Genomic DNA, 17,116 nt, shown 5'->3' with positions numbered 1-17,116 from the left:
TGATATTGACGTTTGGTCCGGATAAGGGCCAAAAATGAACAGTGTATTTACGTCCATCGGGACTTATTGCCATGCTCGGGCTGTCTGGAGACAGCTTTCCCTGCCATTGCAAGCCCCACCATTTTTGGGGGCTGGTGGAGCGGCGGATGGTTGCAAAGGGGAAGCAGGCCTGTGGTGCGTCCTGGCCCGTGGTGTTGCACCTTGCACCATGAGACCGGTTGAAGGCGCTTGAGGCATCGGATGGGGGCGCCAGATGCCTCGGATGGCTGGGTGGGGGAGCTTCTTCCTGCCAAGGGAGGGGCTATCGCGATGTGTATGCAGTTTGTTCTTGAACGTTGTTTGCCTAGTGGGAGGAGGTGCCGGAACGCTATCTGCTTGGTATATAAGCAAAAAATTTCACAATACGAATTGTGTTTACTAATTCGACGTTGTGACATAAAATTACAAATGTCGCAACTGGAGACAAACGCGATGAACACCAAACAGGTAAACCTCGGTAGCAAGCACAGCAATTCCGTATTTGGCCATGGCGCGTTGCGCAGGAGCATTCTTGCTCTTGTCATTCCGCTTGCCGCATGCGGTGCAGATACCCATGAACCCACTGCCGGTCAGGCAGCCAAAGCACTGCCGGTACTGGGCCAGCAGGCCGCCCAGCGTCGTGCCAAGGCGGGTCCCATCGTCCCCGCTGGCAGTGGCAACCTCTCGTTGACCTCAGCCGAGGCCCGCCGACTCTATGGTCCCGGCATTTTCCGGCAGGATGCTCTGAGCAATACCATCCCGGGCATTGTCAACAATCGGGAGCAGGTGGTGTCGAACCGCTTCCGGGCTACCATCAATGGCCATCTGAGTACTGCCCGTCTCTATTGGCAGCCGGGCAAAGGGTATTCGTCCGGCAACGGCGGAACCATCCGCCTCCGGTTGATGCCTGATGACGGCAGTGGTGCTCATCGTCCGAATCTCTCGGCATCTCCGCTGGCCACGGCCTATTTCACCCCTGGTCAGGCGACCTATCAAGGCAAGCCCATCTTTGGTGATGCGCACTTCAGTAGCCAGCAGCCTCTGGTGGCCGGGCATCTCTATCATCTGGTGTTGGACAACGTCGATGGCGCGCCACATCGGAATTACATCAGCAGCAACAATGCCATCAGCAATGCAGGTAATGGGCGTCCGTCACGGTGGATCTCGACGACGGACTGGGCCACGCTGCTGGGCAAGCGTGCGGCCTGGTCAGGAGCTACTTTCTCATGGGAGGATCTGACTCAGAACGCCTCCAGCGGCAATTACTACATTCCTATCCTGCAGTTGACCACTCGGGACGGTCAAAGACAGGGGTCGACGATCATGGAAAGCGGATCGGTTGCACCCAAACGAATCTTCCCGGCCACCAGCAACAGCCCGGTGCGTGAACAGTTCAATCCCCGCAGCAACAAGCGGGTCACAGGCCTGTCATTTGCGACGGCTGCCGCAGTGGGAGGTTCGTTGCGCTGGCGTATCATGCATGGCAGCCAGGAACTGGCCAGTGGCCGGATCAGCTCCGGGGCAAATTACCGTGCTCTGTCGACCAACAACACGTACCAGGTTGGCAAGGTGTATTGGTATGACGCCTCGTTCGGCGCCATCACGTTGCAGGCCGGTCAGACCTATGACGTGGAGTTTCACCCTGAAGGCGGCAGTCGGTGGATGTTCGCCGATTTCCGCAATGGCTCCAGGCATGGGTTTAGCTGGCCCGCATCGTTTACGGAGTCACATGCGCAGCATCGGCTGAATGGACGCTGGATCAACTTCAACCACTTCAATCACAACAGCTCGGGCGACCCCGATTCCAATTGGCCCGTGGTGTTGCACCTTGCACCATGAGACCGGTTGAAGGCACCTGAAGCATCGGATGGAAACCTCTGATGCAGAACGGCCAGCCGCTGCAAGGCGTGCTGGCCGTTTTTCTTCGACTTTCCGGGCAGCGATTGCTCTGGGCGGAAAGCCGGTGACAGGGAGGTGGATGAATCAGGGTGCCAGGTGCAGGACGACAGGCCAGTTGGAGCCGCGCCGTGACTGGGTGTAGCTCCAGTGGTAGGTGTCGAGCCAGCTGCCGTTTTGGAAGTGCTGCGCCTGAGATTCCGTGAAGGCTGCAGGCCACCGGAAACCGTAGCTGGAACCGTTGCGGTGGCCGCCGAATTTCCACTGGCTGCTGCCTTGCGGACGGAATTCCAGGTCGTAGGTCTGGCCGGCACGCAGACGGATGTCCTTGGGCAGCGCGATGTCGTACCAGGTGGTGCCCCCCATTGACAGGCTGGTGTTGGTGCGGATCAGGTGATAGTTGGGGCGCAGGGCTTCGATGGTGCCATTGGCCAGGACCGTCTGCCCTTGAAGGATGCGCCACTCAAGCCGTCCGCCTACCGATGCTGCCGTGGAGAAGGAAATGCCGGAGATGGTCTTGTCCGAGCCAGGCGTGAAGCGTTCACGCACCGGTGTGGCCTGGGTGGCGGTGAAGATCGTCTTCGGATCGACGCTGCCACCTTCCATGTCGGAAACGCCCTGGATCTGGCCGTTGGTCATCGTCAGCTGCAGAATGGGCGAGAAGTAGTTGTTGGTGGTGCCTTTCTCGGTGAGGTTGAGCCAAGTATAGGCATTGCGCGAGCCGCGCGGACGTTTTGCCAGCAGGGTGGACCAGTCCAGGGTGTTCAGCCAGCGCGCCGGACGACCGGTGCCGATGTAGGTGATGGCGTTGTTGCTGCTGATGAAGTTGTCGTTGGGGTGGGCGTCGATGTTGTCCATCACCAGGTGATAGATCCTGCCGGCCTGCAGCGGCTGATTGCCACGCGACACCGGGATGTCCTGGAAGATGGATTTCTTGTCTTCGCCCGGTTTGAGGCCGGGGCGATAGACAGCCTGGGCCAGCGGCTCGCCCTTCATGTCGGGCAGGTGTGCGCTGGAGCCGTCATCGGGGTAGACGCGCAGACGAATGGTGCCGCCCGTGCCGCCTGCATAGCCCAGACCGGTCTGCCAGTAGAGCTTCACGCTGGCCAGATAGCCGCTGTTGAGCGCCATGAAGCGGTTGGAGACGACGGTTTCCAGATTGCGATAGGAGCCGACGATGGTGTTGGCCAGTGCATACTGGTTGAATACGCCAGGGCCGTAGAGACGGTTGAATTCGGGGGAGTTCAGCCGGTATCCATCGCTTGTGACGCTGACCAGACGGTCCTTGGCAGCAGACGGATTCTGGCTGGCGGCGCTGTTATTGCTGGCGCTGTTGCTGCCCGGATTGCCATTGGCGGCGCTGCTGCCGGCCGACGGTTTGGGCTGGCTGGCGTTGCTGTTCTGTGCGGGCTGCTCGTTGCGGCTGGGCTTGTCCCAGTCCCGGGCCCACTCAGGCAGGTTGGGGTCGTTCAGGCGATGCAGGTTGGTGGGGCGCGGATGCTTGGGCTGCAGCGTGCCATGCACGGCGTCCGGATGATCGGCGTCGTTGGCTGTGGCCGCTTCGGCGCTGGCGACCAGCATGCCGGATGCGAGGTCCATCAGTCCGGCCGTCGGTTTGCCGATGCGCTCCATGGCCCAGGCAAGATCATTGGCGAACTCGTCCTTGGGCGCCGAGTCCAGAATGTCGGGCGTTTCTCCGGGTTTCTGGTCGAAGATGAAGGCGGCTTCCGAGGTGATGCTGGGGCCGTCCACCGTGATGGGGGCAGCGGCGATTTCCTGATGCGTCTCGTCCTGGCCCGTGCCACCGCAACCGGCCAGTGTCAGGGATAGGGCAAGACAGGTACTCAGCATGGTCGGATGGCCTGGAAAGCGGCTATGCGGCTTGAAGAGGAAAGACGGAAGGGCAGGGCACATGACTGAAACCCCCACTGGTGGGGGAGGACCGTGGTGGACGAACAGCCGTTTTCCTGTTGTCAAGGAAAACGATCACGGTTTCAGTCTAGGTGTATTGTTGCACAAAAACATCAGTCGGGCGTATCGACGGCGAGGATGCGGCGATCGATGGCAATGCGCACCGGGCGGGGATATGGCAGCTCCCCGCCCTCGTCCGACTGAGGCAGGTGCCCTCAGCTCTTCAGGATCTCTTCGTACAACGCTTCCAGACGCTTGGCCTGGGTATTCCAGTTGTACTGTTCCATGACGGCCTTCTGGCCGTTGCGACCCATCTGGGCACGTCGTTCCGGATCATCACGCAGGGTGACGATGGCCTTGGCGATGGCGTCCACATCCATCGGGTCAACACACAGGCCGATGTCGTGCTTCTCGACGAACTCCACCCAGTCGGGGATGTCGGAAACGATGGAGGGAATGCCGGCCGCCATGTATTCAAGCAGCTTGATCGGTTCGGCGCTGACGTGGTTCGGGGTCGGGTGCAGGGTGCAGAGACCGGCGAAGCTGCGTTGCAGGGCAGCGCGGATGCCGTCACGCTCGACCCATCCCAGTTCGTCGACACGGGACCAGCCGCTCATGGCTGCAGCCTGGTCGCGTTCGGCCTTGGTCTTGAAGGTGCCTGCCAGCACCAGGCCGACGTCGGCCTTTTCCACGGCCGCGACGGCCTCGTAGATGCCGCGGATGCGCGAGATGCCGCCCACGTAGGCCACGTGGGTGGCCGGAGGCAGTTTCTTGACCAGTTCCGACAGTGGCAGGTTGGCCTCTTCCTCGGTGGGAGGGCTGGCCAGTTCCGACAGCAGCGGGTAGTTGTGCACCACCATCAGTCGGCGTGCCACGTCCTCGAAGAAGGGTCCGAGCTTGGAGGCGGCCACGACCGTGCCATCCAGCCGTCGGGCGGCAATGCGTTCCATGCCACGCGCCAGCCGGGAGACCACCTTGCGGATGGGGGCCGGGATCCAGTGCTTGGTCAGGATCTGGTTGGCCAGATCTTCATGCACGTCGATGACGACCTTGCGCCCGCTCAGCTTGAGCAGAAGGCCGAGTGGGATCAGTTCGGGATCGTGGAAGTGGTAGAGCTGGGCGTCGACCGCGCGACATTGGCGCCAGGCGTCGTACATCTTGCGCGTCATGCGCGAGACGCGGCCGGCGCCGGGGCGCTCCTGGAGCGGATGAATGGTGACGCCGAGCTTGGCCGCTTCGGCCACCTCTTCGGGGGTGGCGGCGATGACGGCATGGGCGTCATAGCCGGCGGCAGCCAGTGAGGCCAGTTCCTTGCGGACGATGCGGATTTCGACGCCACGGTGGACCGTGGAGAAATGACAGATGCGGATCGGCTTCATGTCCATCCTTTGCCGAAGCGGAAGCTCAGGGCCTCGCGGATACGGCAGGTCAGTTCAGAAAAGTTCGACGGCCAGTGTGCACGCCAGGATTTCGGGTGCGTGAGAATGCCCAGCGGGGTGACGCCCTGCTCGATCAGCGCGAAGGGTTCGCCCCGCACCCAGTAGTGAGGCGGGTTGCTGTCGGACAGGTAGCAGGCAAAGGGTTTCATGACGTTGTCGTCATAGCATTCACTGCGGATGCCCAGCCGCTCGCGCAGGGCCTGATCCTGCAGTAGCACGTGGTTGGGCATCTTGAGGAAGCGGTTCATCCAGTCGCCATGGGAGCAGACGACGTCCATCGGCACGTTGAAGCGCGTGCGCAGCGTCTGCAGGTTCTGGGCGAACAGCTCGTGGATGGCCGGCATGGCCGCCTGCACGGCTGCCGGTGAACGCAGCCGATGCTGCTTGGCGTATTCGGCCAGTTCCTCGAAGTGGTAGCTGACATGAACACCATCCCGGGCCAGCTGCTGGATGACATCCGCATCCATCGTGCTCTGCCGGAAGTAATAGCTGGCGCGGCAGCCCAGTTCCTGCTCGATCCGGTGCCAGGCCAGCGACAGCTTCGGGTCGGTGTCGATGTCGTGGCGCATCACGAGGACCCGCTCATCGGGGGCCATCGAGCCTTCCAGCTGAAGGGTCAGCCACTGGGCGTTGTCGATGACGCGGTACCCGTGGTCCCGGGCATGCTTCAGAAGCCGCCGGTACTCGTCCTGCCGGTTGGGCAGGATCAGTTCCTCGTAGAGCCGCCAGCCAAGCTTGCGAACGCGGGCGGCCAGGCCCGACTGGCGCTGCATGAGGCCGGGCATGGCGGGCTCAGCCTGAGGGGCCAGGCCCGCCGGGACGTGGTCAACGGAAGGCGATGGGTTCATGGGGCGATGCATCCGGAGAGGTTGCCGTCAGGAAGAGGAACCAGGAGGGAAGAACTTGGTGTGATCCTGGTACTTGGGATGATCCTGGTATTGGTGCCTGCGCACAAACCGAGTGTCGGGTGAAAGCTGCGTCTGGGGCGCGAACTGGGAGTTTGCGAACTGGTTGGGGGCGAACTGGCTGTGCACAAACTGCGAGTCGGGCGAGAACTGCGTGTTGAACTGCGTGTTGAGCTGGTCGGCACGGTGACGGCGGACGACCTGACCAAAACGGGCCTGTTCCAGGGCTGCGGAGGCAAAGCCCACGCAGAAGAACAGCGCCACGAAGGTGACGTTTCGCGCCAGGCACCAGGACAGGACGACGAAGACCAGCAGGGGAGCGGTCTCCTTGGCAATGCGCGGCCAGCGCTCGAAACCGGTCATCAGTGCGACCAGCAGGGCGCCCCAGATGGCCAGGAACAGCAGGAAGGAGATCAGGCCCGTCTGTGCCCAGATGTCCAGGATGTTGTGGATGTAGAGACCGGCGAACTTCATCTCGCCAAGCTGGAACGCCCATTCACCGGTGAATGGCCGGCTGGTGAGCACGTTCATGCCGTGATTCATGATTTCCTGGCGGGTGCTCCAGGAGCCGTCTTCGCTGCCGGGGGTGAACGCAATCTGGAAGCGCGTACCCTCGAACAGCTGGGCGAACAGCCCGGTCTCGTAGCCCAGGCCAATGGCCACCACCAGGCCGATCACCACCACGCGCGTGAAGAACCCGCCGAACAGCACGATGACGGTGAGCAGCGAGGCCGTGCCGAAGAACGCGGCACTGCGGGACGGGATGATGAACATGAGGCCGATGGCGGCCGCAATGAAGAGCCAGCGCTGCGGCGCCTGGCGAATGCGGGCAGCCAGGATGGTGCTGCAGATGGCGAACGAGTCACCCAGCTGCTGATAGGTGAGCTTGTTGCCGGTCTCGGTGGCTGTCTGGTAGAGGTTCTCGACGGAGAAGTTCTTGGCGTTGAGCAGGACATAGCACGCCATCAGCAACCACGTCATCCAGATCGTCCGGTAGATGCGGTGGCTGCGGGCGGCTGCGCCGGTCAGATAGAGCGCCAGGCCCAGCAGCATGATGGGCAGCGTCTGCAGCAGCATGGTCTCGCGTTCGCCGCTGTACTGGCCCCAGGCCTTGTAGCTGATCCAGCCAAAGATGGGATAGGCGAACAGGAACGTGATGGTGCAGATGGAGACCTTGCGGCTGGTGATGCTGCTGTGTCGCGCGGCCAGGGCAGCCAGACAGAGCAGGCCGGTCGAGGTACCGGTCCAGACGATGCTGGGCACGCTGGTAGCCACGTTCCACAGGATGGGCAACAGGCCGAAATGGAAGAAGAAGGCCGCACTGACCAGCATCGTGCTGAACGACGAAGGACGCTGGGGCCGACTTCCGTAGCCGAAGGTATCGAAGAGGGTCGGTTGGTGCGACCGTGTTTTCTTGAGAAGGTGAGCCGCCATGTGGGTTCCTTGGGCCGTTCCGGTTCGTTGCCCGGCCAGGGCGGCGGGGCAAGAGGCTCGATCAGGCGCTGGGTGGGGTATGGCGATTGCCTTGGCCCCCAGCCGCACGCCATTGTAGTAGCAGATATACCACATAGAGTGCGGTATATCCCACAGAGAACCACTTGATGGCCGTCATTGCCTCCTGGGGCAGGGTGAAGGCGGCCAGGCTCACGGCCAGCAGCCCGATCTGCCAGTACAGGTCCAGCTTGGCCTGCCGGGTGATGAGCAGCGTGTAGCCCAGCGGGCTGGCAAAGAAGCGGATGAACAGCAGCGGCGCGAAGACCTGGGCGATCTCGCCGGCGGCGCGGAATTTCTCGCCAAAGACCAGGGCAAACAGCGGCGGCCCCCAGAACAGCAGCACGGCCGACGGGAAGATGCCCAGGAAGGCCAGCAGCCGCAGGGTCTGCTTGTAGGCGGCCCGGCACTGGCCGGTGCGGTTGAACTCCTCGGCGGCCTTGTTCTTGAAGACGTCCTGGGCCGAGTTGGAAATGATGGACATGGGCGCCGAGATGGTGCGCCATGCCGTGCCCAGCAGGCCGGCGGCGTGCTCGCCGAAGCGGGTGCCGGTAAGCAGCAGCGGGATCTGCTGGGCCACCGTGTTGATGAGGGCGGCGGGCAGGGCGATCATCGGCGTCTTGCCGTGGGTGCGCATCAGCTCGCCGTAGGTCTGGCAGGGCTTGTGGCGGCCGCTCGGATCGGGCAGGTCATGCGCCAGCAGGAATTCCTTCAGGCCCAGCCAGGCGGCCCAGCTGCCCATGCTGGTGCCGATGACGAAGCCCAGCATCAGCATCATGCCGTTGGGCCAGAACAGGACCAGCACCACCTGCAGCAGCGCCGTGAGGCCGGCCGAGGTGATGCGGATGCGGTTGACCACACCAAAGGCGCCGGAGGTGACGGCCATGGCCAGCCACAGCGTCTGCATGGCCAGCGCCCAGGTGCCCAGCCCCACCAGGACCGAGGCCGAGAGGGGCCAGCCGGGCAGGCGCTGTTCGATGAAGCCGTGTGCCAGCACCGCCACCAGTGACAGCAGCAGGCCCACGCCGATGCTGCTGAACAGCCCGATGCGGAAGGCCTTGCGGCGGTCGCTGGCCAGCGGCAGTGCCACCAGCAGGATTTCCATGCGGGCCGTGGCCGGCACGATGGCGATGTAGATGACGGCCTGCCAGATGGCATAGACCCCCAGCGCCTCGACGCTGACCAGGCGGGCCAGCAGCAGCATGACCAGCAGCGGGATGGCCTGGGCGGCCGCACTGCCGGTCAGCACCTTCAGGACGGTGCGGATGTAGGAGGACTGGCGCGGTGCGGCCGCAGCCGGCGGGGTGGCCGGCGCGGTGGGCGCCGGGGACGCGGAATGGTTGTCCGCGTCCGGGGCGGGGCTGGGGGTGGACTCGCTCACGGCAGGATCAGAGCGTGCTTTCGACGGCGGCGACCAGGTGATCGATGATCTGGGCCTGCAGGGCGTGGTCGATGTCCGGGTACATGGGCAGGCTCAGCACTTCGTCGGCAGCCTTCTCGGCGTGCGGGAAGCTCTGGGCGGCCAGCGGGGTGCTGGCATAGACCGGCTGCTTGTGCAGGCACATGGGATAGTGCACGGCGGTGGGCACGCCGTTGGCCTTGAGCACCTCGATGACCCGGGCGCGGTTGGGCACGCGCACGGTGTACTGGGCGTAGACGCTGGTGTTGCCTTCGGCCACCGTCACGGGGCGGATCTGCGGGTGGGCGGCGTTGGCCAGCAGGCGGGCATAGCGGGCGCCCGCATCCGCGCGCAGCTTCACGTCCTCGTCGAAGTGATCCAGCTTGACCAGCAGCACGGCGGCCTGCAGGGTGTCCAGCCGGCCGTTGACGCCAATGGCCGAGTGCACGTAGCGCTTGGACTGGCCATGCAGGCGGATCTGCGACATCTTGCGGCCCAGCTCGTCGTCGTTGGTGAAGCAGGCGCCGCCGTCACCGTAGCAGCCCAGCGGCTTGCTGGGGAAGAAGCTGGTGCAGCCAATGGTGGACAGACTGCCCGAGCGTTTGCCGTGACGGGTGGCGCCAAAGCTCTGGGCGCCGTCCTCGATGACCGGCAGGCCATGGCGGGCGGCAATGGCGTTGATGGCTTCCATGTCGGCGCACTGGCCGTACAGGCTGACCGGGATGATGGCGCGGGTGCGCGGCGTGATGGCCGCTTCCAGCAGGTTGGCGTCCAGGTTGCAGGTGTCGGGATCGATGTCGACGAACACCGGCGTGGCGCCCAGCAGGCTGATGGTCTCGGCCGTGGCGATGAAGGTGAACGGGGTGGTGATGACTTCGTCACCGGGGCCGATGCCCAGGGCCATCATGGCCACCTGCAGCGCCGTGGTGCCGTCGCTGATGCCGATGGCATGGCGCACGCCCACGTATTCGGCCAGGCGCTTCTCAAGCTCGGCCACTTCCGGCCCCATGATGTACTGGCCATGGTTGAGCACGGCCTGCATCCGCTCGTCAATGGCGGGTTTCAGGCGGCGGTACTGTTGCTTGAGGTCGATGAAATCGATGTGTTGCAGGGGGGCGAGCATGATGGCTTCTTCTTGCGGCTTGGACTGGCGCCTTGCTGGCGCCCAGGGGCGGTGCCGGGCTTGCGGCAGGGCACCGCCGTGACGGGGTTGGAAATCAGGCCTCGGGCTGGGTGGGCTCGCAGGCGTGTGGTGTGATGTTATAGCCGGTGTGGCACTCGGGGCAGTGAACGATGGCACTGTCCTGACCATGCGACAGGTTGGGCAGCTTGACGCCGCACTGACAGACCCAGCCGGTGCGGCGTGCGGGCACGCCGACCATCAGGGCGTGGTCGGGCACATTGCGCGAGACCACGGCGCCGGCGCCGATGAAGGCGTAGCGGCCGATGGTGGTGCCACAGACCACGGTGGCGTTGGCGCCGATGCTGGCACCCTTGCGCACCAGGGTGTTGCGGTATTCGTGCTTGCGCGAGACATGGGCGCGGGGGTTGAGCACGTTGGTGAAGACCATGCTGGGGCCGCAGAACACGTCGTCTTCCAGGGTGACGTTGTCGTAGATGGAGACGTTGTTCTGCACCCGGACGTTGTTGCCCAGGACGACGCGGTTGCCCACGTAGACGTTCTGGCCCAGCGAGCAGCGCTCGCCCAGGACGGCGCCGCTGCTGACGTGAGTCCAGTGCCAGACCTTCGTGCCTTCACCGATCTGTGCGCCTTCGTCGACGAGGGCGCTGGGGTGAATGGTGGTGGGAGCGGTTTTGGTCTTTTCCATGTTCTTGGCCTGTTGTCGGTGGTGGGGGCCTTCGTTACATCTACAGAGAATGATAGCGGTGGCCGCCATTCACCGGAAGGCAGGAATGAGCACTGGTGAGGAATTGGACACTGAGCTGGCACATTGTGCGTATCTCTTGTGTCTTAACATGACGAAAAGCTTCAGGCCTTTGTGAATGTAGGTATTTGGCCGTGGGGTATCCGGGACGCTGATAAAATCCCCGACGCCGCTGGCACATACCTTAACCTGATTCATTTGGCGATACAGTCTTGAAGCGTGCTCTTCTCATTGGTGCAATGGCCGAATCCCTGATCGAGTTTCGCGCCGATCTCATCCGGGACCTGGTGGCCAGGGGCTACAAGGTGACGGGCGCTGCCGCCGCGCCGCTCACGCCTGAAGTGCTGGACCAGATCCATGCGCTGGGGGCCGATTTCGTGCCGCTGCCGCTGCACCGTACCGGCATCAACCCGCTGCGCGACATGGTCACGATGCTGGCCATCCGCAAGCTGCTGCGGCGGGTCCGCCCCAACGTGCTGATCTGCTACACCATCAAGCCGGTGGTCTATGGCGGGCTGGCCGTGCGCACGGCGGGGGTCCGGAATCTGCGCTTTGTGCCGATGATCACCGGGCTGGGCTTTGCCTTTCATGGCGGCAGCGCCAAGCGCAATGCGCTCAAGGGCCTGGCTTCGCAGCTTTATCGCCAGGCCATGGTGCCGGTGCACAATGCCATTTTCCAGAATCCCGATGATCGGGCGCTCTTCGTGAAAAAGGGCCTTGTGCCCATGAAGAAGACCCGCATCGTCAACGGCTCGGGCGTGAACCTGACGCAGTTTGCGCGGGTGCCGCTGCCCCCGGGGCCGGAAGTGACCTTCCTGCTGGCCGCCCGGCTGCTGAAGGCCAAGGGCATCCGCGAGTACGTGGAAGCGGCCACCCAGGTGAAGCAGAAGTACCCGAATGCGCGCTTCATCATCATCGGCTACAAGGACTCGTCGCCCGATGCCATCCCCGAGTCGATGATCGAGAGCTGGGCCACGTCCGACGTGATCAGCTACGAGGGGGGGGTGAAGGATGTGCGTCCCTTCGTGACGCGTGCCAGCGTCTGCGTGCTGCCGTCGTATTCCGAAGGGCTGCCGCGTACCGTGCTGGAGGCCCTGGCCATGGGCCGGCCCGTCATCACCACCGATGTGCCGGGTTGCCGCGAGACGGTGACGCAGGACGTGAACGGCTGCCTGATTCCGGCGCGCAATGTGCCGGCCCTGGTGGCTGCCATGGAACGTTATCTGACCGAGCCGGGGCTGATGGAGCGCCACGGCGAAGCCAGCTACCAGCTGGCACTTGAAAAATTTGACGTCAGAAAAGTAAACGTCGATATTCTTGCCGCTACAGAGTAACTCCGGTCACGTTCTCTGATTTTATCTGGCGCCTGTCCGATTCTGGTGGTTGAATCGGGGGTTTGCCATTTTCCCTCAGTGAGGAACAGCCAGATGGCTGCTCAGAATAACGCCAGATCGGCATGGCTGCCGATCTGTTTCCGTTGGTCCTTCGTCATATTGCTGTTCCTGACGATGGTCGTGCCCAACTCCATCAAGCCGGTGTCGGTGAGCTTTCTGGCGCTTACCGCTGCGCTGGGCTGGCCGCTGACCAATTTCTCGCCCGCCTTCATGCGGGTGGTCTGGATGCATGCGGCCTCGTCGGCCGTCACGCTGCTGTATCTGGTGGTGGGGCTGGTCAACGGCGCCAGCAACGAGGCGCTGCTGCAGACGCTTTTCATCTACATCGTGTCGCCTGCGCTCTGGATCCTGGTGGCCGGCGGCGTGCTGGCCACCTTCGAGAGCGACTCGCTCGAGAAGATGATGGAGAACAACGCCATCTTCGGCGCGGCCAGCGTGGGCCTGTTCTTCTACCTGTTCCTGAACGGTGGCCCTGAGGCAGTCAGCTTCTTCATCGAGCCCGAGAACGCCAACGTCAACCTGGTTGACGGCTATTCGGGCGCCACGATGCACGTCTATGGCACGCTGCTCTTCATGTCCAGCGCGATGTTTGCCATGCTGGCCGTCGGCGAGATGGGCACCAAGCTGCTGATCACGCTGGGCATCCTGGTGGTGGTGGCGGTCACCTCCGGCCGTTCGGCCCTCATGCTGTCGGTGCCCGTGGGGCTGGTGCTGGGGGCGCTGCTGCGCCCCGGCATCCACGGCCAGCGCGCCGGCACCATTGCCTGGGCGCTGGGCAAGCAGGTGGGCATTGCCGTGCTGGCGGGTATCGTCTTCATCATCCTGCTCAGCAGCTTCACCGAGGTGGACGTGCTCTACATCATTGGCGGTTTCTGGGAAGAGCTGTCCGGCGGTGGCGGCTCCGAACGTACCAACCAGGCCAATGCGCTGTTCGATGGCATCATCTCCTCCTTCGGCATTGGTGCCGGGCACGGCATCGGGGTCAATTACATCCGTAGCGAGATGTATCCCTGGCGTTATGAGATCGTGCTGCTGGCAACCATCTATCGCGTCGGTTTTGCGGGTGCGCTTGTCTATGCCTGGCCGTTCATCCGCTATGGCTGGGGCGTTTTCGAGACCTGGAAGCACAAGCGGCTGACCAATTTCGATGTCTTCCTGTTTGCAGGTTGTGCCAGTGCGTTCATTGCTGCCGCCACCAACCCGTACATCGAGGCCTACACTTTCCACTGGATGTATGTACTTCCGGTGACGATCTTCCTGGTGCGCCATCCGGGCACGTCGATGTTTGACGCACGGGTGCGGCGCCGGGGCTCGCGCGTGGTGCGCGGCCCGATGCCGGCTCCCGTCATGCCGGGTGCCATGGCGGCGCGGCAGGGCGCGGCCGCCGGTCAGCGCGGGATGCAGCAGTACCCCGCCGGCAAGCGTGGCATGCAGCAGTACCCCGCCGGCCAGCGCGGCGTGCAGCAGTACCCGGCGGGGCAGCGACCGGTGCAGCAATACCCGGCCGGCCAGCGCCCGATGGGACAGTACCCGGCCGGCCAACGTCCGGCGGGACAGGTCTACCCGGCCGGCCAACGGCCCGCCGGTCAGCGGGCTGCTGGTCAGCAGGCCATGGGCCCGCGCCCCGTGCGGGGCAACCCGGGGCGGCTGCGCTGAGGGCCTTGCGGCAGGCGCCGTGCCCAGCATGATCCGGCACGGCAGCCTTGTGCGGACGTTCCTGCAGCCTTGCGGGACGCCCGGGCTCCGGGGAAGGTCGACCGATCTGGCGGGCGGGCCGTTGCTCGATGAGTGGGCGGATCGATCACCGCGAACCTCGGAGGAAAAATGAGAAGGGAGTTTCTGAAGACGCTGGGGGCCGGTGCCGCCACGTTCCTGATGGCCCAGCAGCTGCGGGCCGCCACGCCCACGGGGCCCGGTCGCCTGGATCGGGTCGTCTCGCCGCTGGAGTACGGGGCAAAGGCCAACGGACGCGATGACGACACGCTGGCGGTGATCCGCGCTGCCCAGGCGGCCGCGCGGCAGGGCATCTGGCTGGTGTTTCCGGCCGGTGAATACGTCATTACCGACCAGGTGAGCTTCTCGGGCGCCATGGCGGGCGTCAAGGGTGAGAAGGGCAGCCTTATCCGCTTGCAGAGCAGCTCGAAACGGGCGGGCTTTCTGGTGCGGGAGCTGGCCGAGCGGGACCCGATCAAGGATCCTTTCTTGGTCTCCGGCCTGTCCATCGAGTGCCAGGTGACCTACCCGGACCAGGCGGCCGCCATCTACCTGATCGACACCCAGGGTGTGCATGTGGTGGACAACCGGATCCGCCATGTGCAGGTGGGTCACGGCATCTATGTGCGGGGCATGAGCAACGGCATCAACAGCACGCGTGCCGTGGCCTACAACGTGTTCCGCAACAACGTCATCGAGGTGGAGCCTCTGCCCGACCACGACTGCTTCGGCATCGAGATCGAGGCCGAGCGGTTGCTGCCGGCGGGGGAAAGTTCCCCGCGCGAGAGCTGGCTGCGGCGCTTCGTGCTGCCGGACATTCCGGTGCCGGCGCACGACAACCTGCTGGAGGGCAACCAGATCAGTGGTGCCTACTACGGCATTTCGTTCCTGGGCGTGCGACGCAGCCTGGTGCAGGACAACAAGCTGCAGGGCCAGATCCGCTGCATGTCGATCCAGCACCAGTCCCACTACAACGTCATTACCGGCAACGAGCTGACGGATTCGCTGTCCTCGTCCATCCATCTGGCCTACGGCTCATCGTTCAACACGGTCAGCTACAACCGCATCCGCAACAACCGGGCGCGGGGCGAGGGGCTGCTGCAGGCCTATGTGGGGGCGTCGAAGAACGACTTCTACATGAACGAGGTGGAAGTGGGCAGCGAGGGGTTGCCCAAGTACATGATCTACTGCGCGGTGGTGGCCAACGAGAACTCCTTCTGGGGCAACCGGCTGTCCGGGCCGGCAGGCCGCGCCTACATTGCGGTGGAGTCGGCCTTCAACAGCAAGTTGCGGCGCAAGAGCCACCGGGGCTATGGGCTGCGCGGGGCTGACGACCATTTCACCGATCGCGGCATGTACGGTGTGCGCATCGTGGGCAACGAGATCCGGGCCACGTCGATGAACGTGCCGGTGTACGTGCTGGCTCAGGTGGGCGACGATCGGGGGCAGTATCCGCTGCTGATGTGCGAGCTGTCCGGCAATCAGGTGCAATGGACCGGCCGGGGGCCGCTGCTGGAGTTGTCGGAAAGTCAGGCGGGGTTGCTGCGGCAGATCAAGCTGGTGGGCAACGAGTTTGCGCCGGTGCCGCGCCGTGACCAGCTGGTGCTGCCCCGGGGGGGCAAGCACTTCAGCGAGATGGTGGACCGCGCCATCATCCCGCAGATCGAAGGGATCTGAACGTCCCCAGGGGGAAGGAGCCGGGGCGGCGTGCCCCGGCATGCGGCGTCAGGTGGCCGCGGAGACCGGTGTGCTGGCCGGCCGGCGCGAGACCCAGGCCAGGGCCACGGCGTCGAAGATGGCGCGTGCCACCCAGCAGATGGCGGCGCCCTGCAGGCCGAAGAAGCGGGCCGACAGGTACAGGGCCGGAATGTAGACGGCCAGTTCAATGAGCTGGATGGTGGCGCAGGCGCGCACCCGGCTCTGGGCGTGCAGGTACGATGTGTAGATGACCGAGACGGTGTAGAAGAAGGCGCCCAGGCAGATGATGCGGCCCAGCGTGGCGGATTCCGGTCCCACCTTGTCGCCCATCCAGAACTGCAGGATGGTGGGGAAGGCCAGGCACAGCACGATGTACATGGCGGCCGAGATGAGCAGCAGCCGGTTGCGCCACATGACGAAGATGCGGTGGCCTTCGCCGGCGTCATGCTGCAGGCGCGCGGTCAGCATCGGGAACATCACGTTGGTGATGGCCGAGGCGATCATGGTGCTCTGCAGGATGATCTCGTTGGGGATGTAGTAGGCCGTGACGGCCGCCGCCGAGATGGCCGAAGCGATGATGAAGCGGTCGGACTGCATCAGCAGCGGATGGGCGATGTTGCTGACCGTCATCCATTTGCCGAAGCGGTTGAGCTGCACGCGGATGCTGCGTCGCTGGGCCGGCGTGCTGGCCTGGAGGGCCTGGCTGCCCAGATTGGTCCGCAGGGCGTGCATCTTCTTGCGCACGTTGAAGTACAGCATGAACAGCCCGACGGCGCGGCTGATCAGGATGGAGGCCACCAGCGGCACCAGCGACTGGCTGAAGAGCGACACCAGCATGGGTGCCACGAAATTGGCCACGCCCAGGTACATGCGCACGATGCTGGGGACGCGGAAGTCCTCGAAGGCCTCGATGATGCCGCGATAGAGCGCGCTGAGCACCTGCACCGGCAGCGTGAAGATGAGGATGATGGTGGCGATCTTCAGTTCCTGCGCGCCGATGTTGCGGTAGGTGATGAGGCTTTCCACGTCGAAGCCGACCGCCACCAGGAAGAGCGCCACGCCGATGGCACTGTAGGTGATGGACAGGCGCCAGGCCACGTCGATGGCCGGCGGGATCTGGGCCAGGTCTCCCTTGCCGCGCAGGGCGGACACGTACTGGGTGGTGGCCCGGCCGATGCCGAGGTCCAGCGCCGAGGCGTAGCTGAGCAGCGTCCAGGCCAGGGCGATCATCCCGAAGCGCTCGTTGTCGATGCGCGAGAGCAGCAGCGGAATGAAGAAGAAGGCCGCAAGCGGCGTGGAGAAGAGGCCGGCGAGCGACCACAGGATCTTGGATCGGTACATGCTTGTCTGTCGAGGGCTGCAGGCG

At 64.1% G+C, this 17,116-nt stretch carries 12 protein-coding genes; 4 read left to right on the top strand and 8 right to left on the bottom strand.

The window, feature by feature from the left end:
• Positions 1-471: 471 nt before the first annotated feature.
• On the top strand, positions 472-1,857 hold the full coding sequence (locus tag EL249_RS01560; protein WP_005674788.1) for a hypothetical protein: 1,386 nt from the start codon (positions 472-474) through the stop codon (positions 1,855-1,857).
• A 144-nt stretch (positions 1,858-2,001) separates the two neighbouring features.
• Here EL249_RS01560 and EL249_RS01555 read toward each other — a convergent pair whose 3' ends face one another.
• The 7 genes from EL249_RS01555 to EL249_RS01525 all read right to left on the bottom strand — a co-directional run bounded on the left by EL249_RS01555 (position 2,002) and on the right by EL249_RS01525 (position 10,888).
• Complete coding sequence (locus EL249_RS01555; RefSeq protein ID WP_005674790.1) at positions 2,002-3,765, bottom strand: hypothetical protein; 1,764 nt, start codon at positions 3,763-3,765, stop codon at positions 2,002-2,004.
• Between the two features lie 275 nt (positions 3,766-4,040).
• Positions 4,041-5,204, bottom strand: a complete 1,164-nt coding sequence (locus EL249_RS01550) for a glycosyltransferase family 4 protein (protein WP_040532068.1) — start codon at positions 5,202-5,204, stop codon at positions 4,041-4,043.
• Positions 5,201-6,112 carry a hypothetical protein gene (locus EL249_RS01545; RefSeq protein ID WP_005674792.1) on the bottom strand — a complete coding sequence of 304 codons (912 nt, stop codon included), beginning with the start codon at positions 6,110-6,112 and terminating at the stop codon, positions 5,201-5,203. Before EL249_RS01545 ends, EL249_RS01550 begins: the two co-directional genes overlap by 4 nt.
• 27 nt (positions 6,113-6,139) lie before the next feature.
• Entirely contained in the window at positions 6,140-7,603 is a 1,464-nt protein-coding gene (locus tag EL249_RS01540; RefSeq protein WP_005674793.1) for an O-antigen ligase family protein, read from the bottom strand.
• A gap of 61 nt (positions 7,604-7,664) precedes the next feature.
• A complete protein-coding gene (locus tag EL249_RS01535; protein ID WP_005674794.1) occupies positions 7,665-9,041 on the bottom strand; it encodes a lipopolysaccharide biosynthesis protein in 1,377 nt (458 codons plus the stop codon).
• A 7-nt stretch (positions 9,042-9,048) separates the two neighbouring features.
• Positions 9,049-10,161, bottom strand: coding sequence for a DegT/DnrJ/EryC1/StrS family aminotransferase (locus EL249_RS01530; RefSeq protein ID WP_197721617.1), 1,113 nt, complete (start codon positions 10,159-10,161; stop codon positions 9,049-9,051).
• A 115-nt stretch (positions 10,162-10,276) separates the two neighbouring features.
• Positions 10,277-10,888 (bottom strand): acyltransferase, encoded by a 612-nt coding sequence (locus EL249_RS01525; protein WP_005674799.1) that lies wholly within the window; start codon positions 10,886-10,888, stop codon positions 10,277-10,279.
• A 269-nt stretch (positions 10,889-11,157) separates the two neighbouring features.
• Here EL249_RS01525 and EL249_RS01520 point away from each other — a divergent pair, with 269 nt between their 5' ends.
• The 3 genes from EL249_RS01520 (at position 11,158) to EL249_RS01510 (ending at position 15,729) form a co-directional block, all read left to right on the top strand.
• Positions 11,158-12,279: a glycosyltransferase family 4 protein gene (locus EL249_RS01520; RefSeq protein WP_040530197.1), complete on the top strand. Its 1,122-nt coding sequence runs from the start codon at positions 11,158-11,160 to the stop codon at positions 12,277-12,279.
• A gap of 93 nt (positions 12,280-12,372) precedes the next feature.
• A complete protein-coding gene (locus EL249_RS13300) occupies positions 12,373-13,995 on the top strand; it encodes a hypothetical protein (protein WP_005674801.1) in 1,623 nt (540 codons plus the stop codon).
• Positions 13,996-14,163: 168 nt separating this feature from the next.
• Positions 14,164-15,729: a NosD domain-containing protein gene (locus EL249_RS01510; RefSeq protein ID WP_005674802.1), complete on the top strand. Its 1,566-nt coding sequence runs from the start codon at positions 14,164-14,166 to the stop codon at positions 15,727-15,729.
• A gap of 48 nt (positions 15,730-15,777) precedes the next feature.
• On the opposite strand, the gene EL249_RS01505 is transcribed toward EL249_RS01510, so the two are convergent.
• Positions 15,778-17,091 (bottom strand): oligosaccharide flippase family protein, encoded by a 1,314-nt coding sequence (locus EL249_RS01505; RefSeq protein WP_005674803.1) that lies wholly within the window; start codon positions 17,089-17,091, stop codon positions 15,778-15,780.
• Positions 17,092-17,116 lie beyond the last annotated feature (25 nt).

The organism is Lautropia mirabilis (genome assembly GCF_900637555.1).
Lineage (GTDB): Bacteria > Pseudomonadota > Gammaproteobacteria > Burkholderiales > Burkholderiaceae_E > Lautropia > Lautropia mirabilis.
The sequence above is the reverse complement of the archived record's forward strand: the minus strand, read 5'-3'. Positions and strand labels throughout refer to the sequence as shown.